The 24,970-nt window shown below is 44.9% G+C and carries 23 protein-coding genes and 3 pseudogenes; 23 read left to right on the top strand and 3 right to left on the bottom strand.

From position 1 onward, the window contains the following. Positions 1-75 precede the first annotated feature (75 nt). The gene (locus tag VSQ61_RS15295) at positions 76-993 is read left to right on the top strand and encodes a diguanylate cyclase (RefSeq protein ID WP_334345261.1); all 918 of its coding nucleotides are present in this window, start codon (positions 76-78) and stop codon (positions 991-993) included. Between the two features lie 87 nt (positions 994-1,080). Further along, positions 1,081-1,413: a putative quinol monooxygenase gene (locus tag VSQ61_RS15290; protein WP_334345260.1), complete on the top strand. Its 333-nt coding sequence runs from the start codon at positions 1,081-1,083 to the stop codon at positions 1,411-1,413. A gap of 258 nt (positions 1,414-1,671) precedes the next feature. Here VSQ61_RS15290 and VSQ61_RS15285 read toward each other — a convergent pair whose 3' ends face one another. Beyond that, entirely contained in the window at positions 1,672-2,400 is a 729-nt protein-coding gene (locus tag VSQ61_RS15285; RefSeq protein ID WP_334345259.1) for a MurR/RpiR family transcriptional regulator, read from the bottom strand. A gap of 158 nt (positions 2,401-2,558) precedes the next feature. On the opposite strand from VSQ61_RS15285, the gene VSQ61_RS15280 reads away from it, so the two are divergent. The 9 genes from VSQ61_RS15280 (at position 2,559) to VSQ61_RS15240 (ending at position 13,778) form a co-directional block, all read left to right on the top strand. Beyond that, positions 2,559-3,317, top strand: coding sequence for a MurR/RpiR family transcriptional regulator (locus tag VSQ61_RS15280; RefSeq protein WP_334345258.1), 759 nt, complete (start codon positions 2,559-2,561; stop codon positions 3,315-3,317). A gap of 266 nt (positions 3,318-3,583) precedes the next feature. After that, positions 3,584-5,020, top strand: coding sequence for a 6-phospho-beta-glucosidase (locus VSQ61_RS15275; RefSeq protein ID WP_334345257.1), 1,437 nt, complete (start codon positions 3,584-3,586; stop codon positions 5,018-5,020). Between the two features lie 77 nt (positions 5,021-5,097). Then, a complete protein-coding gene (locus VSQ61_RS15270; RefSeq protein WP_334345256.1) occupies positions 5,098-5,412 on the top strand; it encodes a PTS sugar transporter subunit IIB in 315 nt (104 codons plus the stop codon). 36 nt (positions 5,413-5,448) lie between these two features. Continuing rightward, positions 5,449-6,765, top strand: coding sequence for a PTS sugar transporter subunit IIC (locus VSQ61_RS15265; RefSeq protein WP_334345255.1), 1,317 nt, complete (start codon positions 5,449-5,451; stop codon positions 6,763-6,765). A 31-nt stretch (positions 6,766-6,796) separates the two neighbouring features. Further along, entirely contained in the window at positions 6,797-7,117 is a 321-nt protein-coding gene (locus VSQ61_RS15260) for a PTS sugar transporter subunit IIA (RefSeq protein ID WP_334345254.1), read from the top strand. Positions 7,118-7,240: 123 nt separating this feature from the next. Further along, positions 7,241-8,143, top strand: coding sequence for an ROK family protein (locus VSQ61_RS15255; protein WP_334345253.1), 903 nt, complete (start codon positions 7,241-7,243; stop codon positions 8,141-8,143). Between the two features lie 445 nt (positions 8,144-8,588). Further along, complete coding sequence (locus VSQ61_RS15250; RefSeq protein WP_334345252.1) at positions 8,589-10,115, top strand: AbgT family transporter; 1,527 nt, start codon at positions 8,589-8,591, stop codon at positions 10,113-10,115. 17 nt (positions 10,116-10,132) lie between these two features. Next, a complete protein-coding gene (locus tag VSQ61_RS15245) occupies positions 10,133-12,325 on the top strand; it encodes a S9 family peptidase (protein WP_334345251.1) in 2,193 nt (730 codons plus the stop codon). A gap of 184 nt (positions 12,326-12,509) precedes the next feature. Beyond that, positions 12,510-13,778 (top strand): metal-dependent hydrolase family protein, encoded by a 1,269-nt coding sequence (locus VSQ61_RS15240; RefSeq protein ID WP_334345250.1) that lies wholly within the window; start codon positions 12,510-12,512, stop codon positions 13,776-13,778. A gap of 45 nt (positions 13,779-13,823) precedes the next feature. On the opposite strand, the gene VSQ61_RS15235 is transcribed toward VSQ61_RS15240, so the two are convergent. Continuing rightward, on the bottom strand, positions 13,824-14,453 hold the full coding sequence (locus VSQ61_RS15235) for a DUF4317 family protein (RefSeq protein ID WP_334345249.1): 630 nt from the start codon (positions 14,451-14,453) through the stop codon (positions 13,824-13,826). Positions 14,454-14,939: 486 nt separating this feature from the next. Here VSQ61_RS15235 and VSQ61_RS15230 point away from each other — a divergent pair, with 486 nt between their 5' ends. From VSQ61_RS15230 to VSQ61_RS15205, 6 genes are all read left to right on the top strand, one after another. Continuing rightward, complete coding sequence (locus VSQ61_RS15230) at positions 14,940-15,791, top strand: ComEC/Rec2 family competence protein (protein WP_334345248.1); 852 nt, start codon at positions 14,940-14,942, stop codon at positions 15,789-15,791. Between the two features lie 152 nt (positions 15,792-15,943). Then, entirely contained in the window at positions 15,944-17,110 is a 1,167-nt protein-coding gene (locus VSQ61_RS15225; protein ID WP_334345247.1) for a hypothetical protein, read from the top strand. A gap of 307 nt (positions 17,111-17,417) precedes the next feature. Then, entirely contained in the window at positions 17,418-17,942 is a 525-nt protein-coding gene (locus tag VSQ61_RS15220; RefSeq protein ID WP_334345246.1) for a nitroreductase family protein, read from the top strand. Positions 17,943-18,251: 309 nt separating this feature from the next. Beyond that, entirely contained in the window at positions 18,252-18,638 is a 387-nt protein-coding gene (locus VSQ61_RS15215; protein ID WP_334345245.1) for a BlaI/MecI/CopY family transcriptional regulator, read from the top strand. Positions 18,639-18,712: 74 nt separating this feature from the next. Beyond that, entirely contained in the window at positions 18,713-20,587 is a 1,875-nt protein-coding gene (locus VSQ61_RS15210) for a M56 family metallopeptidase (RefSeq protein ID WP_334345244.1), read from the top strand. Continuing rightward, positions 20,566-20,772: a hypothetical protein gene (locus tag VSQ61_RS15205; RefSeq protein WP_334345243.1), complete on the top strand. Its 207-nt coding sequence runs from the start codon at positions 20,566-20,568 to the stop codon at positions 20,770-20,772. Before VSQ61_RS15210 ends, VSQ61_RS15205 begins: the two co-directional genes overlap by 22 nt. 83 nt (positions 20,773-20,855) lie before the next feature. Here VSQ61_RS15205 and VSQ61_RS15200 read toward each other — a convergent pair. Next, positions 20,856-20,975 (bottom strand): annotated as a pseudogene (locus tag VSQ61_RS15200) (IS110 family transposase); the annotation flags it as partial. Positions 20,976-21,083: 108 nt separating this feature from the next. Here VSQ61_RS15200 and VSQ61_RS22855 point away from each other — a divergent pair. From VSQ61_RS22855 to VSQ61_RS15175, 6 genes and pseudogenes are all read left to right on the top strand, one after another. Continuing rightward, positions 21,084-21,248: pseudogene (locus VSQ61_RS22855) on the top strand (polymorphic toxin type 47 domain-containing protein); the annotation flags it as partial. Between the two features lie 17 nt (positions 21,249-21,265). Further along, positions 21,266-21,712, top strand: coding sequence for a DUF6756 family protein (locus tag VSQ61_RS15195; RefSeq protein WP_334345242.1), 447 nt, complete (start codon positions 21,266-21,268; stop codon positions 21,710-21,712). 170 nt (positions 21,713-21,882) lie between these two features. Continuing rightward, on the top strand, positions 21,883-22,500 hold the full coding sequence (locus tag VSQ61_RS15190; protein ID WP_334345241.1) for an SMI1/KNR4 family protein: 618 nt from the start codon (positions 21,883-21,885) through the stop codon (positions 22,498-22,500). Between the two features lie 284 nt (positions 22,501-22,784). Then, the gene (locus VSQ61_RS15185) at positions 22,785-23,225 is read left to right on the top strand and encodes a LytTR family DNA-binding domain-containing protein (protein WP_334345240.1); all 441 of its coding nucleotides are present in this window, start codon (positions 22,785-22,787) and stop codon (positions 23,223-23,225) included. Positions 23,226-23,235: 10 nt separating this feature from the next. Beyond that, a complete protein-coding gene (locus VSQ61_RS15180) occupies positions 23,236-23,706 on the top strand; it encodes a DUF3021 domain-containing protein (protein ID WP_334345239.1) in 471 nt (156 codons plus the stop codon). A gap of 727 nt (positions 23,707-24,433) precedes the next feature. Further along, a pseudogene (locus tag VSQ61_RS15175) lies at positions 24,434-24,970 on the top strand (PD-(D/E)XK nuclease family transposase); the annotation flags it as partial.

Here is a 24,970-nt window from a genome sequence, read left to right as displayed (position 1 = left end):
CTAAAACCGGAAGAGTCAAGCATAAAAACCAATAACAAACAGGGCGTTTCAACAGCCCAAATAAGGAGTGCGGTTATGGAAAAAATACTAATTGTTGATGACAGCTACCTGCAGGCGGCACAGCTGAAATCCATTTTGGAGGATGAATATGAGATAACCATTGCCCAGACAGGGGAAGAAGGGCTTCGCCTTGCAAGCACCAATAATTATTCTTTAATTCTTTTGGATGTTATTATGCCGGGGATGGACGGCTTTGAACTGCTGAAAAAACTGCAGGAGGAGATTATTACCCAGAGTGTTCCGGTAATACTGATCACCAGTCTTTCCGATGCGCAAAATGAGCAGTATGGGCTTGTCCTGGGTGCGGTAGACTATATTACGAAGCCTTTTAATGCGCTGGTTGTAAAGGCCAGGGTTAATACACATATTAAGCTTTACAATTACCGGAGGCAGGTGGAATACCAGTCCAGAACGGACCAGCTCACCGGTATTCCAAACCGGCGGCAGCATGATCGCTACAGCCGCACGAAATGGAGCGAGGCTGCCCGCCTGCAGGTTCCTTTCTCAGTCTGTATGCTTGATATTGATTATTTCAAAGTATATAACGACACATTCGGGCATCCTGCCGGAGATAAGGTGATTGCCGCCGTTGCGAAAACAGTTTCTTCCTTTGTGAAACGCAGCACCGATTTTCTGGCCCGCTATGGAGGAGAAGAGTTTGTGGCCTTTATGGTAGGGGATAATTCACGCAAAGCATATGAACATTTCAAAAAAATCCGTCAGGCAGTGGAGGATTTGCACATCCCTCATGCTCCATCCAAATCCCAGTGGGTAACGGTCAGCATCGGAGGCGCTACCATTATTCCTAAGTTGGAAAGCTCTTATGATTTTCACTTGAAGGTTGCGGACGCCATGCTGTATGATGCAAAAAAGCTGGGACGCAACAGGGTTGTGTGGGTTAATGAAAACATGGAAAAGTTAATAGAAAGATAAGAAATCCATTTTGTTTTAGGGTGCAATTGTTTATTGGCTATACCGGAATCAAGTTTCATTTTCATCTAAAAACAGGAGGGACGAAGTATGAGCATTACTGTGAATATCTATTATACAGGGACAAATGGAGCCGCACGGAAATTTGCAAAGGAGATGGAAAGCAGCGGGACGGCGGAGGCGATCCGAAAGGAGAAAGGAAATCTGCGGTATGATTATTTCATCCCTATGGCAGACCCGGAAACCGTATTGCTGATTGACTGTTGGGAAGATCAACAGGCCATCGATCTGCACCATGCCTCTCCAATGATGGAGGCCATCACGGCACTGAGAGAAAAGTATGATCTGCATATGAAGGTGGAGCGGTATCTGTCCGATGAGGGCGGGATACCGGAGACTGACAGTCATTTTATAAAGAAATAAAAGAGTATGATAAAATTTTCATGGTATTGATTGACATAACATGATATAATCTTATCAGTCAGATCAGAGCAAGTAACGGGAAAGGCTATCTTCTACTGCAATAGAGGATAGCCTTGTAATCTGTTTGTTTTGCAGAAACCAGTTTTTTTGATGTAACATATTTGAAACGGTCATATTTTTTACAGAATTTTCAAATGAATTTACAGGAGTTCCGAAGCCATTTATAATTTTTAGAATAGAGACAAAGCATCCGAAGGCTCATCCTTCCGTGGCGGTGTACAGCTTCCTTGCAAGGGTTTCCAGAATGTAGACAACCGGGATCTGGGTCGTGATATTGGTACCGTTTGCCATGAGCTGCGGTACATAGTAGAAGATATTGCAGTCTGCCAGCTTTGCCAGCGGAGAATCGGCCTTATTGGTGATTGAAAGCAGACGGCTGCCCTTTTGCTTTAGCTGGTTAGCCAGCTTGAGCATCTGATAAGTGGTGCCGGATTCGGAAAGTACTATGGTGACCGTATGATCTGTCATATCCTGAAGGATTGGAAAGAAGGGATCTTCCACATAGAGACTGAAGCGTCCTATATTGGAAAAGTATCTGGCTCCATATTTTCCAAGAATTCCGGAGGAACCGATGCCGATAAATATAATATGCTGGGAGTCCTTCAGAAGCCGGAAGGCATTGTCAATGCTCTCCTGAAAATCTCGGGAGTCCATTCTGGATACAAAGCCCTTAAAGGTGGTTTCAACCGTGTCATTCAGAAGAATCTGCTGATTTTTCAGATATTCCTTGTAGCGCAGGCGGAATTCACTGTAGCCCTCGCAGCCCAGCTTTTTGCAGAAGCGGAGAACCGTGGCTGTGGAAACATGGGCTTCGTCTGCCAGCTCTTTGATCTTCATATGGGGAACACGCTCTTTGTTGCGGGTGATGCAGTTGTAGATCGAAAACTCCAGTTCGTTGAAGTCAGCAAGCAATTTCGGTGTGAACATAGTTGTCCTCCAGTCTATAAAACAGAGATGATCCAGCTTTAAACAGTTACACAGTTCTTTTATAAATATGGTATAATTATAAAAGTAATCGGCGGATTTGTCAAAGATATCAGCACAAATTCAGAAATAACCTGCAGACAGAGAAAGGAAGGCATGCAATGGAAAATTTATTTCAGCACCAGCAGATTACACAGATGAATGAGCGGGAGCTGATGGTTTATAATTACGTTTCTTCCCATTTGGATGAGGCAAGCAGAATGAATATTCGGGAGCTGGCGGCGGTCTGTCAGGTTTCGACCACTACGGTCTTGCGGTTCTGCAGCAAGCTGGAATGTGACGGATACACGGAATTCAAATATCGGCTTTCGCAGGTTTTGAAGAAGAAGTGGGAAGCCATAGTCTATGATTCCTCCAGTATTCCGGCAATCCAGTATCTGCAGAATCTGGCAGGGAATAGCGAGATTCAGGGGAAAATTGAACGAGCTGCCCAGTGGTGTGCCCAGGCCAGGCAGATTCTGTTTTTGGGGGAGGGAGCCAGCGGAACCATAGGGGCGTATGGGGCCAGGCTGTTTTCCAGCACAGGCGTGCAGGCGTTTGCCATTACTGATCCCTACTATCCGCCGCCGGGGAAGGACATGGAGGACACGGTGGTGTTTGTCTTATCCATATCCGGAGAAAATGCCCATATGCTTTCCTTAATCAATAGTTATAAAAAAAGGCGTGTCAAGCTTATCAGTATTACCAATACCGATCAGTGTACGATTGCACGAATCTCCAGACTGAATTTTTCCTGCTATATGCCTTTAATCTATGCCTGGCCAGAGGTCAGGGAAGCCAGTCTGACCACCCAGATTCCGGTGGTTTGCATTCTGGAGCTTGTGGCTGGAAAGCTCGCAGAAAGAGACGGCTTAAGCTGACGATGATAAACAATGATTGCGTAAAAAGCGGTCGCAAAGTGAAAACAGACAAAAGGAGTCTTTTTGAAAGCGCTCTCTTGTCTGTTTTTTTATGTGACAAATGTCAAAGGGATAAACCATTGTCAAAAATCAACAGAATAATTGAAAATATCATGAAAATGTGATGTAATTTGGATGCTGAGTGAACAAAGCATATGCGCAAATGCAAACACATGTCACAAAAACAAGGAGTTCAAAAAATAAGTTTAAAGGAAAGTATCTATATTATGAAAAACAAAGAAATTTCAGAAGACTTTTTATGGGGGGGAGCTGTGGCAGCCCACCAGCTGGAAGGAGGATATGACAAGGGCGGAAAGGGTATTTCCATTGCCGATGTCATGACAGCCGGGGCAAATGGAGTGGACAGACAGATCACGGAAGGAATTCTTCCGGGGAAGAATTATCCCAACCATGAGGCAATTGATTTTTATTCCAGATATAAAGAGGATGTCCGGCTGTTTGCCGAGATGGGATTTAAGTGCTTTCGCACCTCCATTGCCTGGACCAGAATCTTTCCAAACGGGGATGAGGAAGAGCCCAATGAGGAAGGGCTTCGGTTTTACGATGATCTCTTTGATGAGCTTCGGAAGTATCACATTGAACCGGTCATTACACTGAGCCATTTTGAGATGCCTTATCATCTGGTAAAGGAATACGGAGGATGGAGGAGCCGGAAGCTGATTGACTTCTTTGTGCACTATTCGGAGACAGTCATGAAGCGCTACAGGAACAAGGTAACCTATTGGATGACTTTCAATGAGATCAATAACCAGGGAAGCTCCTTTTTCCCGTGGTCTGCCTGGACAAATTCCGGAATCCTTTATAGAGAGGATGAGGACGTGCAGACGGTTCTGCAGCAGGCGGTTCACTATGAAATGGTAGCCAGTGCCAGAGTGGTAGCCCTGGGCCATAAGATCAATCCGGATTTTCGGATTGGATGTATGCTGGCTATGGTGCCCTACTATCCGAGAACCTGCTCGCCGGAAGACCAGCTGGCCACTCAGAGGGCTATGGAGCATCGGCTTTTCTACTATGGAGATCTTCATGTTTTTGGAGAATATCCCGCTTATATGAATGCTTTCAGGGAAAAGAACGGTATTGAGCTGGACATCACAGAGGAGGATTTGGCATGGCTTAAGAAAGGCTGTGTGGATTATATTGGCCTCAGCTACTATATGAGTTCAACCATCAGTTCCGTGGAGGTGGAGAACAGCAAGAAACGGGCCGAGGGGATTTATGCTGCGGTGAATCCCTATGTGAAAGCAAGCGACTGGGGATGGCAGATCGATCCCAAGGGCCTGCGCTATTCCCTGAACCTGCTTCACCAGAGATACCATGTGCCGTTGTTTATTGTGGAAAATGGCTTTGGGGCCTATGACAAGGTAGAGGAGGACGGAATTCATGATGATTACCGGATTGAATATCTGAAGCTCCACATTGACGAGATGAAGAAGGCTATGTCAGAGGATGGCGTACCGGTGATGGGCTACACGCCCTGGGGCTGCATTGACCTGGTCAGTGCAGGAACAGGAGAGATGGAAAAGCGCTATGGTTTTATTTACGTAGATAAGGACAATCAGGGAAACGGAACCCTGGAGAGAAAGCGGAAGGATTCTTTCTACTGGTATAAAAAAGTGATTGAGAGTAATGGCAGAGAGCTTTAAGTGATTTTTTAACATGTGCTGTATTTCCCTTAAGGGAAATGGCGATAAATAAAATTTATGATAAGGAGGAATTAAATATGGTTATTCGTTTGTTCTGTGCGGCAGGTATGTCAACAAGCTTACTGGTGACGAAGATGCAGGAGGCGGCAAAGGAGAAAGGAAAGGAAGCGGATATTGCAGCATTCCCGATTCAGGATCTGGATCGTATGGTAGAGGCCGGTGATATTGACGTAGCTCTTTTGGGACCCCAGGTAGGCTTTCAGCTGGAGAAAGCGAAATCTATCTGTACTCCTAAGGGAATCCCGGTAGACGTGATCCCCATGGCAGATTATGGAATGTGCAATGGCATGAATGTGCTCAAATTTGCCTATAAGCTGGCAAAGAATAAATAAATTTGCCGTAAAAATATCGTTAACAGGAGGAGAAAAATGGGTAAGTATATGAATGAGAAGGTTATTCCAAAAATCATGGCCTTTATTAATACCAAGGCGATTCAGTCTTTGAAAGATGGTATGGTATACTCCATGCCGCTGCTGATTGTAGGTTCCATTTTCCTGATTCTGGCTAACTTCCCGATTAAGGCAGTGTCCGATGCTCTGGCAGCTTCTGGAATTACGGCCATATTGAACCAAGCCTATGGAGCTACCTTTAACATCAGCGCAATGATCGCCGTTGTCGGTATCGCTTACAATTATGTTAAGCTGGAAGGCCAGGAGCCTTTAAGCGGCGGCATTGTTGCCCTGGCAGTGTTCCTGCTGCTTCAGCCTTCATCCGTTGTGACGGAAAGCGGTGATGTCGTCAGCAATATTATCAATAAGGACTGGACAGCCGGCAAGGGGATGATCGGTGCAATTCTCATCGGCTGGATTGTGGCCTTTATCTACTGTTGGTTTTTAAAGAAAAACATTCGTATTAAGATGCCGGCGGGCGTACCGGGAGGTGTTGCAAATGCCTTTTCTGCTCTGATTCCGGCAGGAGCCATTGTGATAGTGGCAACGGTTATCCATGGTATCTGTGATATGGGGCTGCACACTACAGCTATGGAGCTTATCTACAAGGTTATCCAGACTCCGCTGCAGGGCATGACGGATTCTCTGGGAGGAGCCATACTGATGTGCTTTATGGGACCGTTTCTCTGGATGTTCGGCGTTCACGGTTCTACCATTGTGGGAGGCATTATGTCCGGACTTCTGCAGGCGAACTCTCTGGCAAACCAGGCAATTATTGACAGTGGGATGGAGCTGACTCTTGCAAATGGCGGCCATATCGTGACCCAGCAGTTTTATGATCAGTTTATCAATGTAACCGGTGCCGGCCTGACCATCGGAGTTGTCATCTACATGGTGGCTTTCGCAAAATCCAAACAGTTGAAGACTTTGGGGCGTCTGGAAGCCGTACCGGCCCTGTTTAACATTAATGAGCCGATTTTGTTTGGTATTCCGATTGTTATGAACCCCATGTTGGCGGTTCCCTTTATTGCCATGCCGGTAATCGCCTGCGTGCTCCAGTATTTTGCTCTGGCAACGGGACTCTGCCCTCTTTACTCTGCGATTACGGTACCGTGGACCTGTCCGCCGATTATTTCCGGCTTTCTGGTTGGCGGATGGAGAAGTGCGTTGCTCCAGGTGGTGATCTTTGTTATTTCCTTTTTCGTATACTTGCCATTTATCCGCAAGGTGGATAAAATGAACCTGAAGATGGAGGAAGATGCTGCCAAAGGAAATGACGAGGACGATGACTGGTAAAAAACACAAATAAAAAGGAAAGGTGAATCCTATGAGCGAAGAGTTAGTAATGTCATGTTTTCAATTGATTACATATGTGGGAACGGCGCGTTCCTGTTATATCAATGCCATTCAGAAAGCCAAGGAAGGAAAGTATGATGAGGCAGAGGCTCTGATGAAGCAGGGAAGGGATGCCTTTGTTCAGGGTCATGACGGTCATGCAGATTTGCTGGCGAAAGAGGCAAACGGCGAGCTGAACGAGAGCGGCCTGCTTCTGATTCATGCAGAGGATCAGCTGATGAGTGCAGAAGGCTTCCAGACCATTGCTGAGGAGTTTATTGCGCTTTACAAGAGATTGGACGGAGTAAAATAAGTTATCAGGCAAAAAAACGGATAGCCAGAGGCTTATACAAGTAAATAGCTGAAGGTAATGAACCGGGGATCTGATAACAGATTCCCAGTTCTCTTTTCAAAATAAAAACAGGGGGATATAGGGATGGCAAAAGCTTGTTTATGCATGGATGTGGGCGGAAGTTCTATTAAATATGCGAAGCTGGATGAGAAAAGGACTCTGATGGACTATGGAAAGGTTCCTACGCCCCATGAGGGAACCCAAGAATATCTGTCACAGCTGCAAGAGATCTATCAGAAATTTGAAGGGCAGGTGGAGGGAATCTCCATGTCTGTGCCGGGAATTATCGACAGTACGAATGGGATCTGTATTACTGCCGGAGATTTGAGATTTGCGGCAGGGCTTCATCTGGTGGAGGAAATGGAGCGGCGCTGTAAGATACCGGTTGCAATTATGAATGACGCAAAATCTGCGGCCCTGGCCGAAGCTGCCTGGGGAGTACTGAAAGGTTGTAAGGATGGCGTGGTTCTGGTTCTGGGAACCGGCGTGGGCGGAGCTTTGGTAAAGGATGGGGAGGTTCATCTGGGAGCTCATTTTGCGGCCGGAGAATTCAGCTTTGCCATGCTGGGAGAATGGGTGGATCAGGAGGCTGGCCATTGGGGGCTTGTCAATGGGAATCCGCGCCTTTTGCAGATGGCGGCCAGAGCCAGACGAATCGATCCGGACACGATTAACGGAGAAGATATTTTCCGCTGGATCAACGAGGGGGATGAGGTCATGCTTGGGGTTCTGGATGAATTTACCAGACCTCTTGCCAGGATGATTATGAACCTGCAGTTTATCTATGATCCGGACCGATTTGCTATCGGAGGAGGAATCAGCAGGCAGCCGAAGCTCCTTGAGAGTATTCAGAAGAATCTGGATCATTTTTATGCAATCTATCCCGTAGATGCGCCGCCGGTGGATCTGGCGGTTTGTCAGTTCTTTAATGAGGCGAATCTTATGGGAGCTTATCGCAATTACCTGAGGACTTTTGGGGGAGAATGATTTTCAAAGAGTTTTTTTATGGCACGAGGCTTGCTGCTGAGTGCCATAATTAGCAAGAGCATTTTTCAAAAAGGCATTGCTGTTTTATCCTTGTTTACTTTTTGCCTGAATTCCTTTCGTTTTCCGCTTGGTTATGAATTGATAATCTGTTCTGAATTCGCAGATTTCATGGAGTCCGTAGGTCATTTCAGTTTCCGAGAAAGAACTGTTATTATAAACTTCTGATTGAATGAAATCCATTTCTGTAGTAAAAACAGAAAGTGCACGATTTACGTCATGAAGTTCATAAGCTGGAGGTTCAAGGAAGGCTTTGCAATACTTTTTTGTATATCAATGTGTCAAACTCCCGCAGCAGTTTCTGTGGCTTGAAAGAATAAGGTTGCACCGGACACTTTTTTTCTCTATAATAGTAATATAATAAAGTGAGAAAGAGAGGGAAAGTGTTATGCAGGAAACGACTGCAAAGAAAAAAGGTTTTCATGTGCTTGATGCCATTGAAAAAGTGGGCAACAAGCTTCCGCATCCTTATATTTTGTTTCTGTGGCTGTGCCTGATACTTGCTGTGATAAGCTGTATCTGCGGTCTTACGGGTGTAAGCGTTGTAAATCCTACAACCGGGGATACGGTTGCGGCGAATAATCTGCTGAGCCGGGACGGGCTGGTTTGGCTGCTGCAGAATATGCTGAGTAATTTCCAGAGCTTTGCCCCGTTGGGACTGGTGCTGGCTATGCAGATGGCCATTGGATTTGCGGAGGGAGCAGGAGTTCTTACAACCGCACTTCGGAAAGCCATCTTAGGCGTGCCCCTGTGGGCTTTGACCGGTACGGTATTGTTCCTTGGAATTAACGGAAGTATTGCTTCCGAGGCATCGATTATAGTAGTGCCGGCATTGGCGGCCGTGGCATTTGAGACGGCGGGGATGCATCCGATCGCCGGACTTCTGGCAGGCTATGCGGCAACGAACGCCGGATTTACCGCATGTATTATTGTTGCAGGCACGGACGTGCTTCTGGCCGGTGTAACGCAGGAGGCCGCACGGTTAATTGATCCGGCCGTTACGGTGGGAGCAACGGCTAACTGGTATTTTATGATTGCATCCGTATTTATTCTGACTGTCACGGGCGTATTTGTAAATAAAAAATTTATTGCCCCCCGCCTTGGAACCTATCATCCGAGCGGGATAGTAGACAATGCTGAGGATAAGAAGCAGCTTACGCCGGAGCAGAGCAAAGGGCTTCGGGCGGCAGGGATTTTTACCCTTGTGTTTATTCTGCTGCTTGCCATTATGGTAATACCTCCCAACGGGATTCTTCGGGGCGAGGACGGCTCTGTATTAAATGGGCCCTTTATCACAGGTCTTGTGCCTATTTTGATTATCTTCTTTATTCTGCTTGGCATCGTGTATGGCGTAAAAGCAGGTACTGTGAAGAAAAGCTCCGATGTGCCTGAGATGATGGCAAAATCCTTAGAGGGCATGACAAGCTATATTGTGCTGATCTTTGTGATTGCACAGTTTATTAACATGTTCAATTACACCAATCTGGGTATGATTATTGCGGTGAAGAGTGCCGGAGCCCTTGAAGCGGCAGGCTTTACGGGAATTCCGCTGATGCTTTTCTTTATTGTTCTCTGCTGCATTGTCAACCTGTTTATGACAAGCGGAACTGCAAAATGGTACATATTTGCGCCGATTCTTGTTCCGATGATGATGATGCTCGGATATAGCCCGGAATTTGCCCAGGTAATTTACCGAATCGGTGATTCTACCACAAATGCCATTACGCCGATTTATCCTTACATTCCCATTGCAATCGGTATGGCGAAAAAGTATGACAAGGATTTTGGAATGGGAAGCCTGATTTCTATGATGCTCCCCTACTCCATTGCATTTTTGCTGGTATGGATTATTCAGTTGATTGTTTGGGTCGTGCTCAAACTGCCGCTGGGTCCGGGAGCAGCTGTTTTTCTGTAAATCCGGAGGTGTGAGCTATGGATATGTATGCAAAATATGAAGCCGCAGGACGGCTTTTGACACAGCATACCCGTACCGCAGTTCTGAACGGCCGTCCGTCCATCACCTGGGTGGACGGCAGCCGTTTTTTCTATATGCGCCAGATACCCGGCAAAGAGGGTGTGAAAAGGGTGAGGGTACAGGTAGATGCTGCAACGGGCAGGGAATGGGCAAAGGAGACTTACGGCCCTTTGGAAGAAGTAAGGTATGAGCAGGAGACAGGGAGAAAACTCCATAACAAGAAAGAAGAAAGGGCCTATTCCCCTGACAGAGCCTATGCGCTGTTTACGGAGGATCACAATTTGATGCTTCTTGACCGTAAAAGCAAAGAGATCATCCGGCTTACCCGGGATGGGGAAGAGCTGAATGAGTATGGCTGTTATGTTGATATTTACAGTCAGATTACAGTGAAAAGAGCCGGACAGCCGGAGGCGCCCCATGTGCTTTGGAGCCCAGACGGAAAGTACTTTATTACTTACCGCGGGGATCGCAGAGCCTGTAAGAAGCTGTATCTTCTGTCCTCCTATGGGGATTCCGCTTCAGAATTGCGGCCGGGGCTGTGGGAATATCCCTGTCCCTTTGCCACGGATTCCGATGAGGAGATCCCTCATTATACCCTGTATGTGGGAAATGTGGAAGAAAAGACAATAAGGGCCGTGGACGCACCGGATTTTCTCTATCCGCTGTTTACAGATGAGGACAGAAGCTGGGTAAGATGGCTGGATGACAGTTCGGCTTTTTATTTTACATGGATTAAGAGAGGATTTCAGGAGGGGAGGCTCTACCTGGGAAGTCCAAAGGATGGAAAAACGAAGCTTCTGGTTCGGGAGGTAACGAATGATTTTCTGAACCTGGGAGCTTTTGGGCAGGTGGACGGATACGAAACCTACCTTTTCTCCAACTTTGTTACCAGGGACAGGAAATATGCATTTTGGCAGAGTGAGAAAAGCGGATATGCACATTTGTATCGGTTTGATTTAGAAAAAGAAGAGGTTTCTTTGGAGAGAGGGACAGATCTTTTCAGAGAAGCCGGCAAGGCGGAAAAAAACCTGATTGTTCAGAAGCTTATAAAAGTGGATGAGCAGAGGAAACTGATTTATTTTATGGCAAATAATGCAAAGGAGTGCTCTGACCCCCTTTATTACCAGCTATATGTAATCGGCTTTGACGGAAATGGCCTGAAGCGCTTGACTCCGGAGGATGGGGTACATGCGGTCAGTATGGGTGAGGATGCTTTTGTGGACACTTATTCCAGAGTAGATTTACCGCCGGTAACCCTGCTGCGCCGGGCGGACGGCTCTCTGGTTCGGGAGCTGGAACGTGCGGATGTGACAGCTTTGATGAACGCAGGCTATCAGATGCCGGAGCGATTTACGGTGAAAGCCGGGGATGGGGTGACGGATCTGTGTGGAATCCTTTTTCGTCCGGCGGATTTTGATCCGGATAAGACTTATCCGGTGATTGATTATATCTATGGCGGCGCCCAGCTTTACAATGTGCCAAGAGATTTCACCTGGGACAATAGTATGGATCGGGAGATTTTTGGGGGACTTGAGGAATTTGCCCAGCTTGGCTTTGTGGGAATTATTCTGGACGGAAGAGGAACACCCGGCCGGGGTATGGAATTTCATAAGCATTCCTACCGCAATATCCATGGCTGTGCCGGCCTTTCGGATCATGCGGCATGTATGCCGGAATTAAAAAAGAAGTTCCCCTTTATAGATTTGGAGCGTGTGGGGATCTGGGGAAATTCCGGCGGCGGTTATGCCGCGGTTTCCGCCATGCTCAAATATCCTAAGCTTTACAAGGCGGGAGTGGCATCTTCGGGAAATTATGATCAGAGAATTTATGAGCATTCCTGGACAGAACGGTATTACGGGCTTTATGAGGAGGAGCTGTACAAACAAGGCGATATTACGGCGTTGGCAGGGAACCTTGAGGGCAGGCTTCTTCTGGCTTATGGGGCGATGGATGATAATGTAACCATGTCTCAGACACTGCGCCTGTGCGATAAGCTCAACGAGTGCAATAAGGATTATGATCTGATGGTTCTGCCCCGAATGAACCATAATGTACCCAGTGATATGTATTTTATTCGAAGAAAGATGGATTTCTTTGTGAAATATCTGTTGGGGGAGGAACCGCCGAAAGAATTCAGTTTTGATAGATAGTCCGGTTAAGAAATGTCAAGTGTTTTTAGAAAAAATTTCTGCTGGACGGTAAAGCTGCAAAGGCACACGAGAGGAACCTTTTATGAGGGCTTTTCGAATAAAAGGTTCTCTCATAACCGGTGTGTCAAAGCAGCTTTACCCTTTAGTGCTGTCGCAAAGCGACTTTTAATAGGAGGTAATGGCAATGGAAAAGCAGTATAAAGTAATTCTTTGCGGGCCGTTGTATGACGGAGTTACAGCGGAATGGAAACAGGGATGGAAGCTTCTGATTGATGGAAAGCAGATAGCCGAGATAGGTCCCCAGGTGACGGTCCCGGAACATGCAGAGACTATCGATTTGACAAAATATCAGGTAACACCGGGCCTGATTGATGCCCATATGCATATGGACTATTATGACTGGCACACCATTCGCGAGGAAGTATATTCCCAGACAGAGGAGGCCAAGACCCTGGCCATTGCCAGATGTGCAAAAAAGGCATTGCAGCGGGGATTTACTACGGTGCGCCATACGGGCGGTATTACCAGCAGCGGATATGGAGTGCTGGATGTAAAGAGGGCTATTGAAGCCGGTTATATAGAGGGGGCCCGGATTGTTGCCTCTCCTTTGTTCATGGCATCGGCCGGAAGCCACGGAGACCTAAGCCAGGGCTTTGCCAGGAATCCGGCAGTGTCCGGCCTGCTTCAGAAGCTGACCCCAACCATTGGCAGCGGAAAGGATTTCTTTGTAAATGCGGTTCGGGAGCAGGTAAAGTACGGATCGGATTTTATAAAGATCATGGCTACCGGAGGATTTTTTACGCCTTATGATAATCCTATCCAACAGCAGCTCAATGACGAAGAGCTCAAGGCCATTATGACAACGGCCAAGGAACTGGGAAAGACGGTAACAGCACATGTTTATACCAATGAGCTGATGCAGAAGCTGATTCGCATGGGAATCGACGGCATGGAACACGGAAGCCTTATGAATGAGGAAACGGCGGCTATGATAGAGGAGGCCGGAATTTATCTGGTCCCCACTTTCTGTCCCTATGAGGAGGCCGTTCACTATGACAGGGAGAAAATGAAAGAAAAGCAGCCGGAATTCAGGCGGAAGCTGGAATATTATAAGGATATGCTTAAGGCCGGCCGGGAGGTTATCTGCCACAGCAAGATTCGCTTAGGCTATGGAACGGACCTTGTGGCAAATCATCAGAATTATGAAAGCGGATATGAGTATGAAGCCTGGATGAGCAGCGGGATGTCTCCATTTGCGGCTCTTAAGGCGGCTTCTAAGACGAACTCTGAGATTCTTCAGCTGGAAGATCAGATAGGCACATTGGAGGTCGGAAAGCTTGCGGATGTCTCTGCCTGGAGACGGGATCTGATGACAGATAAAAAGGCATTGCTGGATTGTGCTTTTGTGATGAAGGAAGGGAAGAGTTATCCTGCGGAGACTGTGGAGGAGTAGCCAAAAGGGCTGCCTTATGAAAGCGGCAGCCCTTTATCCAACTGTTCAGCGGAAAACATTTAGGATTTTTTCTGTTAATTCCGCATGTGGCTTATCCGGATTCCTTTGAAACACATTTACATGGTTCAGATCTCCGCAGCGATCCGTAAATGCCGGAAACAGAAATCCGCATTCCGGTTCCCCCGGCTCATACTCCCCCGCAAGAGGGCAGATAACGCAGATAAGGTATTCAAATATTTCCTCCGATTCCCACAATCTCTCTTTGTCAGAAGCCTTTGCAGGAATATCATATCGGTCGTGAAACATCAAAACGGCATATGGAGAACTGCTCTGGTAATGCTCCATAACAACATCATAAAAAGTATCCATAAGCGCATCATTTTTCAGGCCGCATTCCTTAAGCGCCATAAGAAGCTGCCACAGGGTTCCGGGCTTTTGGCTATTGGGGGAAAACTCATATTTCTTCAGATTTTTATTTGTGCCGGAAAATGGAACTGCCTTGGCAAGCTGCAGATTCTTTACTTTTTCTGCACCTGAAAGCTTCAGAAAATTGGTATTGAAGCTTCCGTCGAAATCTCCGTCTTTATCTACATAGCATCCGGCGATCCTTGTCATGGATGTCCGTCCGGGTGTCATGCGCCTTGTAAGCTCCAGCATATCTTCTCTGTTAATCATAGCAATGTACCTTTCCCGTTTTTATTAAAAGTTTTAATGCAGAAAACCTTTTTCATTAATCGCACCATCTGTTTTCCGTAAGGGGGACGCCCCGGAATACTTCACAGATATTATAACATTGCAAGTATGGATTTGGGTATATTTTTTATGAGCGGAATTATATAAAAATTTAGCAAAGTCTGGTTTGATTACTGTTCACTCCTGGACCGTGCACTGTGTTGCATAGTCACAGGCCAGTACAGTACTGGGGCGGAATCCGGCCTCTTGCCGTAAGGCAACTTTAAATAGGCCGGATTCGTTACTGTGAACACCGTGGGTGTGAACAATAACCTGGTGTGAGAATTGTCTTTTACCGCATTTTTAAAAGCGTTGAGAAAATAAAATTCTCATGCTATGATACTATAAGCGGAAAGAATTTTGTGAAATAAAAGCTTTATAAAATCTGGTATGGTATGAATTGTAACCATATAGGAAAGGGGAAAGGGAATGGGAAAACAAAACCAGGTTAAAATAGCTGTTGCATTTGTTCTGCTTTTTACATTTTTTTTAGGAGGATGCGAAAAAAGAAGCGCTCCCGTCGAAGAAAAGGAGAATCTGAAAATCACTTTTTTCGATGTGGGAAAAGGCGATGCCATCCTGATTGAGACAGAAAACACTTCCATGCTGATTGATGCAGGCTATGATGATACCTCTGATGTGATTCTTACCTATCTGCAACAGGATGACAAGTCTCTTGACTACATGGTCATCACCCATTTTGACAAGGATCACGTAGGCGGTGCGGATCGGGTTCTGGAAGAAGTGGGAGCAGAGCATATCTTTCAGCCGGATTACGAGACGGACAGCGGCCAGTATGCGGAATACCAGGAGGCGCTTGCTGCGGCAGGACAGCAGCCGGAGCTTGTAACAGAGACTCGGATTCTTTCCTTTGACGGAGTGGAATGCCTTATTTATCCGCCTCAAAAGCAGGAATATGAGGAGGAGGACAATGATTTCTCTCTTGTAATCAGTATGACCTATAAAGAGCAGCGGTTTCTTTTTGCCGGTGACTGTGAGAAGGAACGCTTAAAAGAGCTTCTGAATCAGCCTGAATTTGAGCTGGAGCACGATCTTCTGAAGGTCCCTCACCATGGGAGAAAGGAAAAGAACTCTGAGGAATTTCTGGAAGCAGTTTCCCCGAACGTTGCTGTTATCACCTGCTCCGAGGAAGAGCCGGCAGATGATAAAGTGCGCAGAATACTTCGCCAGATGGGCGCTCAGACTTATCTTACCTCGCAGGGAACCGTTACATGCCTGTGTGATGGGGAAAAAATGGAGATTCGCCAGGAAAAGGGGTAAAGGATTTCATATGGATTTAGATTTGTAAATAAACGGAGAGTTTTTAGGAGATTTTAATTTATCTGCTATATAGGGGACATTGTCAGTAGAAAGATTCAGCTTCCTATGCTACAATAGAAATCATAGCAGAGAAAAAAGAAAGAGGAATCACCATGGGAACAACCTTTGCAGCCTTGCTGCTGCGCAAATATCGTACAAACTATCAATACACTCTGGGCAATCTGGGAAAATGCCTGGAAGGGGAAGCGTATCTGCCGGTTTCGGATCCCAGGGAGGCGGAGCTGACATTTTCCCAATATCTTTTTGGAGAGCAGGGCTGGCAGATGGTGACGGGAGATATGGCGTCCATTTGCCGTCTGGCGGAAAAGCTGGCGGAGAAAAATAAGGCAGAGACCCTTTTGGCATGCTGCTGTGACAGTGATTTTGTGGAGTTTGAGCTTTTTCATCCGACAGATGGAACAAAGACACATGCCCGTGCGGGCCATAGCTATGACGGAAGCGATCCGCCCCAGGTGGAGCAGGAGAAGTGGCAGGCGGCCGGCCTGTGGAAGAAAGACGTGAATTTTGCGGAAATATTTGAAAAGGAGCGTGTGTTTGCGGAGGATGTTTTGGCGGATCTGGGAGATGCCCTGGGCTTTGACGGCTCGGCTGTGATTGCATCTGCCTGCGGGACGGGAGGAGAACCGGACAAAGTGATGTATCTCGCCAGGAAAGATATGCCGCCCAAACGGATTACCGAGGGAATGCCGTGCCTGGAGAGAAGAAGCTATTATGACAGGCCCATTCTTGTAGACGAGCCATATCAGTGGTCTTTTATCAACCGGGGAGGTCCCTCCATGGGAGTGGAGCTGATGATCTATGGTCCCTTTGTGGAGGAGGATCGGATGACCTTTACGGATGTACATCTGCGTGCAAATGGCAGCCAGGAAGCAGAAGAGGAATGGCAGCGCTTCGATCCCAGAAAGCCCATTCAGAAAATCCGGCTGACCAATGGCTGGTACGCCTACCGTTACCGGTTTCCGGATCTGCCGCTGGAGCCTGGCTTAAACTTTGATTATATGCGGCTCAGGCCGGATTATGAACTTGCGGCGTCCTTGTCTGTGGAGGTGTGCGTGACCGCCAAGGGAGATGCCCGCTGCGGTCTGGATGTTTATTTCAGCATCGTGCCCATGAACTGCCCGGACAGAAATATGGGCTTTGCCTGGACCGTATGCGGGGTGGAGAACCATGAGAAGTGGATTGCCGAGCACAATGCCTGGTATGAGCAGCATGGGGAGCAGAAAGAGTTTTTGCTGGCCCCGGAGGATTTTGAGTATTAAAATCAGGCAAAGCCGTATTAAGAGCGAATCGTGTCTGAAAATATTTCAACTATTTTTTGAAGTGATGCAGCTAATGAGAGTTAAGAAACAAAAATGTGTTTTCAAGCAGATCCCTGATTGGCTAAATATATAAGCTATTGTTTGACAGATAATTCATTTTGTAATAGACTTGAAAGCAGATATATTTGAGATACCAACAAGGCAGTAGTACGAAAACAGTGCCAGAACGGTTGATAATTCCGTACTGAAAACTCTTGTGTAAATATTTCGGTGCGGACTGCCAGAACTAAATTAGGAGATTTTTTATATGAATTTGTTAGAAGTAATGCAGAAAAGGCGCAGTGTGAGAACGTATACCGGGGAGGCTGTGACGGAAGAAAAGGTAACCGGCATTTTACAGGCGGGCTTGTTATCGGCTTCGGGAAAGGCGATCCGGCCATGGGAATTTATTGTGGTGAGGAATAAAGAGACTTTAAAAATCATGTCTGAGTGCCGGGTGGCAGGCTCCAAAATGCTTGCATCCGCTGACTGTGCAATTGTTGTTCTGGGAGATGAGGAAAAATCGGATGTCTGGGTGGAGGACTGTTCTGTGGCAATGGCAAATATGCATTTGATGGCGGACAGTCTCGGAGTGGGAAGCTGCTGGATTCAGGGAAGGCTTCGTGAAGCGCCGGAAGGAAGAACTACTGAGGAATATTTAAGGGAGCTGCTTAAGTTTCCCGGCAGCTATCGGTTAGAGGCGATTCTTTCTCTGGGAATGCCTAAGGATCATCCGGCGGCATATGAGCTGGAAAAGCTGCCGATGGAGAAAGTGCATCGGGAAATATTTTAAGGGGCTGTTTTGTATCATGAGATTGGTTTCTAAGGAAAACAGATAAGAAGGGATCTTTCACTGTAAACCCACATGTGCCGCCTAGCCGCACCACCATAAATGAAAATCGGAAGTGGCGCATGGTGCATCCCTGAACTTAGTTTTCCGCTATGCAAAAAAGCATCTTTTGTTGTAAAGTATCACAGAGGCGGATATCTTTCCGGTATGGGAAGAACCGCCTTTTTTCTGTATAAAATAATGGTTGACAGCAGTAATGCAAAGGGTTAGTATATAAGTGGTTGACAATAGTAACACAGGAGCAGAAAAAAGATGAAAAAAGTAATGATGCTGCAGCCAAGCGAATGGGTTATCATGGAAAAATTGTGGGAGTGTAATCCAAAAACCATCATGCAGCTATACCATGAATTGAAAGAAAACCCCGGATGGAGTAAAAGTACCGTAAATACCCTGCTGAGGCGAATGGTACAAAAAGAAATCATTTTTTATGAAGAGGGAGCAAAGGCAAAGCAGTATTATCCAAAGGTAAGCAGGGATGATGCGGCAATTACAGAGACAGAGAGCCTTCTTGACAGAGTTTATAAGGGCTCTGTGAGCATGATGCTCAATACACTTATAAGAAATAACAATTTAACCAATGACGATATTCGTGAATTGTATGCAATATTAGAAAAAGCGTCACAAGGTAAAGATGAATAATAGAATTTCCATCTTGATTTTGTGTCTTAAATGAGCATACAGGCACATTCACTTGAGACATTAGGAGACAGAAAATGATTGATTTCATCATAACGTCATCCCTTCTGATTGCAGCTGTTTTGTTTGCTTCACGCCTGTCAGAAAAACGGGTAAATCCATGTATTCGATATGCGTTATGGCTTTTGGCTGCAATCAAACTACTGGTACCTCTGCCGGAATTTGAATCCAATATGAGCATTCTGAATCTTACAAATGAGATTGAGGAACAGAGTGTGTCCTATATCCTTGTGGATCATTCAACATTCGAAGACAGCGGCAGCGAAAATGAGATACCTGCTTATCTCCAGGGGGAAAAGGAAGGAAATATTGATAAAGGAATAAGAACAAATGCAGACGCCGCACAAATATGCAGAAGTATTTGGCTCATTGGAACGGCAATCTTTTTCTGTATCTTTGTATGGAGCAGCCTGTGCTTTGCCGGAGGCTTAAGAAGGAGCCGGAAGAGGCTTGGAAAAATGAGAGGCGGGCTTCCAATATATGAGGCTTTTGGAATCACAAGCCCCTGTCTTTTCGGTTTTTTCAGCCCTGCTGTTTATCTGCCGGAAAATATGGAACTGTCAAAGGAACAGCGAAATTATGTGATGGCTCATGAGTACACCCATTACAGGCATGGAGATCATATCTGGGCATTGGTGCGCTGCATGTGCGTGGTACTTCACTGGTATAATCCCTTAGTGTGGCTTGCCGCATGGGCGGCCATAAGAGACAGCGAGCTGGCCTGCGATGCGGGAACCTTAAAGCTTATTGGAAAGGAACATAATCTCCCATATGGAAAAGCACTTATTGAAATAGCGAAAAAGTCCCAAAGCCAGCCCTTTTCCATGCAGGTGTTGGGATGCGCCACCAGTGCGGCAGGAGGAAAAAAGGAGATGAAAAAGAGAATCCGAATGATAGCAGAACAGCCCCGGACAAAAGTTTCTGCCCTTTTGTTATTATTTATAATCTGCATAAATATTGTCGGATGTACATTTGGAGCGCCGGCAGGTGAAAAAGCGGCAGAAATTTCGGAAAATTCCGGTGGATATGAGGCGGAGCCCGGGGAAAGCTTCACGGACGGATACGGGGAGGATGAAGCGGGCTTAAAGGACGAGAATGAGGAAACGGAAAAAGAAGAAAGCGGCCAGACGGAACAGGGAGAGATTTCGCAGAACCCAGATGATATGAATTACAGAGAAGTAATCTTAACCCGGCAGAGGGAGGAGGGAGAGGTATGCATCGTGGTAGAGCCCTCCGTTCTGCGGGATTACCTGTCCTATTACTACATTCCTGAAAAGGGAGAGCAGGAGCAGTTAAAGAAGCTTATTCAGGAGCTGCCCGCAGAAGGAGAGGTCTTTGACGGAAAATGGGAGGGCATGAAGGAGACAGGGTGGCGGCTTGTTTATGGGAGCAGGCACTTTACGGCTTTTGAGGACGGATATTATCTGTATTATGATGAGGATGGAACAGAGGGATTTGCGGAATATCTCATACGAAGCGGGGAACTGAGTGATTATGTTCAAAATATATTGGATGAAAAGCTGGAATACCGATCCTTTGATGCTGCGAAGATAGAAAATATTATATCCGCAAGGCTGGATGTGTGCAGTGTGTTTACGGACAGAAACACGTACAGCCAGACCATAACGGAAGAAGAGGTGTTAGAGACCTTTGAAGACTGGTTTTCCAATGGGAAATATATATTCGGGGGTGCGGACTGCGGAAATGAGTGTGCCTGCCTTACGCTGACCCTGGCGGACGGCAATGTTGTTCGATTGTCAGTTGCTACGGACAGCTGCCCGAATTTTGCAATAAATGGCGTGTACTATGATTACCGTCCGGTGTCTGTGTGGGATAACAAGGAATTTTTTGAATATTTTGATGAGATTCCATGGAACTGGGATTTGAGTTAGGCCAAGAGGAGATGCGATATAGAGAGTATATGGAGCCCATGGAGCCGAGACTGAAAGTGGCATGGAAATCCCCAATAGATAGCCGAGACGGAAATTATGGAAACGGAAGCAGGAATAACAACCAGAGGGGAAACAGGCCGCATAATAACTACAGGGGAAATCAGAACGGAAAAGGCAGGAGGTAATGCAATGCTCCTGTGTCGTGCGTACTGACAGATGAATGGATACCAGGATACAGGAGCTTTTAAAAATATTGAGCAGGAGGATTCTTGTCAGTTTTCTTACCACGGATAGCCTTAACATATTTGGGATGTGCAAGGATAATCGAACAATTGTTTTCTAAAACGTTGCAGACTGAAATCCAATATTTACCGGTAGATTCCATACAAGAAGAATTATAAAGAAAAATACGCTCAGGGAAACCATTTTCATTACGTTTTTGTCTTGAGCAAAGCGAAAGAAATGGATATATTTATGGTAACAAAATGGTAAATCTTTTCTGGTGGAATGGAGTGCAGAAGTAAATATTGATCTTGGTCATTTACCAGAGAGAGATGCAGCTACTGTGCCACATATTGGATGGCAAACAGGTGGAAAAAGAAATTCAGGTGGTGCTGTAAGAGGACATATTTTTATAGATGATGTTCCGTATAATAGGTAATGTGAGGAGAATGATATATGTTCAAGATTGGAACACATATTTGTGATGAATTAAAAAATAGTGAAATGAAAATAAAAAAGCTTGGATTGAATGAACGGAAGGAAGTATTAGATTCAGTTTTAAAAAAGTATATAGATATAAATAAAAAAGGTGCTTGGATATGGGAGAAATTTATTCATTATAAGACTTTAAATGATGATATGGCATGGAGCTATATAAAAGATTTTGTAAAACATAATGAGTGCGTTATGTTTTTTAATCAAGCAGAAGAAAAAGAAATGTTTTTAGTACAATCAGGTGAGGATTTAAACTATATTTTGTCAGAAACATATGGTTTTGAATTTTATATTACTGATAAACAATATTCATATCTATTATGTTTTAATCATCATAATATTTTATATGGATGCGGAGTTGCAGAAGAATGGATAAATACAATAAGAGGTAATATAGACTCAGAATAATTGTTTCAGTTGAGGTTACATTTTAGAATTTTAATTTTTGGGAGTTAATTAAAAATTTAATTGTAATTTGAAGAATTGTAGAAAGAAGAAAAAGACAAAGACACTTTTAACAGCGAGCCAGAAAGAAGCAAACCACCATTTGAACCGTTGATTGATGTTTGGGAGGTATTATGATTGATTATTTTATGGAGCTAAAAAAGCTTAGTAATAAAGATAATAATATAGAAATTGTGAAGAGGAACGTTATAGAATGTAAAATGAATCATACATTTGAGTTTTTTAAATTTGGTATATCTGATGAAACAAAACACATTTACAATACTTATAAAAAATTTTTGATTTATTGGAAAAACAGTATGCAAAAATTACAGGGTTTTGTAAATTTCGTTCCATATGAAGATTTATTAAAAGAGCATGAAAAAATATGTGAAATTATAGATAATATCGAGGATGATTTAATTGAAGAACAAGAAAAAGTGATAAATGACATAAAAAATTGGTACCCGATATTTAAATTCCTTAATGGTGACGCTTTTTGTTATGATAAAAGAAATGGTATGATTGTTTTTTTTGAACATGATGTATTTGATATTGGAATTAATTTGAATGGCTTAGTTATAGCAAAATCTATAGATTTTTTACTGGAAAATTGGAGTAAAGTTTTGTTTGTCGATATTTATGATTGGTATCAGGGGGTTAATGAAGAAGGCATTGATATAAATAAACCTATATATGGAAAAGCTATAGAGATGATTATAAATGTACATTTGAGTGGAATTTGCCAATAGAAGAATTCGAAAAATAATTTTAGAACGATAAAGCTGCTAAAAGGGTACATGGATTTTTTATTGATGGCAAATGGAATGATTTTATACAATACAGAAGAATCAGGTAGCAACTGCTTTCGATTTAAGAAGCAATTCGTTTTACAGAGGAAATGAAAGAGCTGGCAGTGCCCTTTTGTTCAGATACATCATTTTACCACTTATATCCCAATATCAACCGACTATAGCAAATCTATTGAAAGCAAAATCTATTTTTCCTATAATGAGGTCACAAAGGAGGGAGCCCTATGCAGGTTGAAATTAAGATGGACAGTGCATATACCGAACCAAAGGTAATCCTGATGACCGCATCTATGACAGAGGAGGTTCAGCGCATATTAAAAAAGCTGTCCGAGGATGTGCCTCAGATTATCTCCGGCAGCAGAGATGAGAAGATAGAGGTGCTTCATCAGGAGGATTTGATTCGGATCTATGCAGATGCCGGAAAAATCTTTGCAGTGACCGAAAAAGGCCAGTATGTTTTGCGGCTTCGGCTCTATGAACTGGAAGAACGGCTGGGTGACCGGCAGTTTGTCCGCATTTCCAATTCGGAGATTATTAATCTGAGAAAAGTGGATCATTTTGATTTAAGCTTTACAGGTACTATTTGCGTCAGTCTCTCCAATGGAACTACAACCTATGCTTCCAGACGCTATGTTTCCAGAATCAAAAAAATATTAGGGATATGAGGTGGAGTAAATGAAAAAGAAGATCCTTTTACGGGGGGCTTTGGGATTCCCGCTGGGAATTACAATCGGATATTTAATCAGCATTTTTGTTTCGCTCATATGGGCCAGGGGCTATTATGTGCCCTGTGAGCCGGAGTTGATTGCGATGATGGGAAATGAGATTAAAGCAGTTATTTTTCAGGCAGCGCTCTGCGGCATCCTGGGCGCAGGCTTTGGAGGGAGCTCCGTTATATGGGAAGCGGAGGAATGGAGCCTTGTGAAGCAGACGGGTATTTATTTTCTCCTTGTTTCCATTGTTATGATGCCTGTTGCCTACTTTAACTATTGGATGGAGCACAGCATAGGCGGATTTTTAAGCTATTTTGGAATTTTTGTCTTTATCTTTGGGATTATCTGGGTCATACAATTTCTGATTGGCAGGCAGACCGTTAAGAAAATGAATGATTGTCTGTGTCAGGTGAAGGATGGCAGGGATGGGTAATGGTGATCGTTGTGTCCGAAAAGATGCCCTCGGAAGTGTTACAATTCGCACCAGCAGTGAATGAAAATAGTTCAAAACTGATATGGATGCAAATTGTGACCTTCCTCCGTCACTGTTCACTCCTGGACCGTGCACTGCGCTGCACGGTCACAGACCAGTACAGTACCAGGGTCGGAATCCGGTCTCTTGCCGTAAGGCAACTTTAAATAGGCCGGATTCGTTACTGTGAACACCATGGGTGTGAACAGTAACCTTCCTCCCAAATATTCCGTTAATAAAATTGATTTAGTACTTGCAGAAAGTAAAATTTTGTGCTAGTATAAAACCCACGGACAAGAATATTTTTCCATCTGCAATTCTTTTGCAGTCAAATATCTTTTTGTCAATGTCTCCGGTTCGGAGAGGTTTTCAACAAACTAAGAAATGGTACACCCGATAAGTATCCCTAATAGGAATAATGCATTTTGTGTCTCTTTCAGGCAACGGATTTTGTCTGCCTGAGGATATGCCGGATACAAAAGTAGACCCTACGGGTATCCCATGAATGCATGCCCCTGCGGGGCTGGCGGACTTCGTCCGGTAAGGTATACCCTACGGGTATCCCATGAATGCATGCCCCTACGGGGCTGGCGGACTTCGTCCGGTAAGGTTATAGTTCAAAAATGTCCGCTTGTTCCATGGAGACAAAATGTGTATAAAAAATATTGCAGCGGAAAGGAGAAGGTGTATGGCAGATTTGAAGGAGTATTTTCCCATGATTCGGGAACGGAAGGAGGTTATGGAGGAAATAGGGAGGAAGGACAGTCTACGGGTGATGTTTGCATCCTGGACAGAAGAGCAGCAGGAAGAATTTTTGGACTGGTGTACGGGTGTGAGAGGTATTCGGATGCTTTATGACGGATTTTTTAAGGAGATTATGAATCCGGAAAGCACACCGGAGCGATTGGACGAGCTTTTATCGCTGCTTCTGGGATTTCCGGTGAGGATTCGCATGGTGATTCCTAACGATTCCACCAGGCTTGCGGATGAATGTTCTCTACTGGTTACAGATTTGGTGGTGGAGCTTAAGGATGGAAGTCTGGCAAATGTGGAGGTGCAGAAGATTGGCTATATGTTTCCTGGACAGCGCAGTGCGTGTTACTCATCTGATATGCTTCTGCGTCAGTATAAACGTGTCAGAAGCAAAAGAAGAAAAAAGTTCAGCTACAGGGATGTAAAACCAGTCTATACAATTGTGCTTTTTGAGACCAGTACAAAGGAATTT

It is taken from the genome of Candidatus Merdisoma sp. JLR.KK006 (genome assembly GCF_036941035.1).
Lineage (GTDB): Bacteria > Bacillota > Clostridia > Lachnospirales > Lachnospiraceae > Laedolimicola.
The sequence above is the reverse complement of the archived record's forward strand: the minus strand, read 5'-3'. Positions and strand labels throughout refer to the sequence as shown.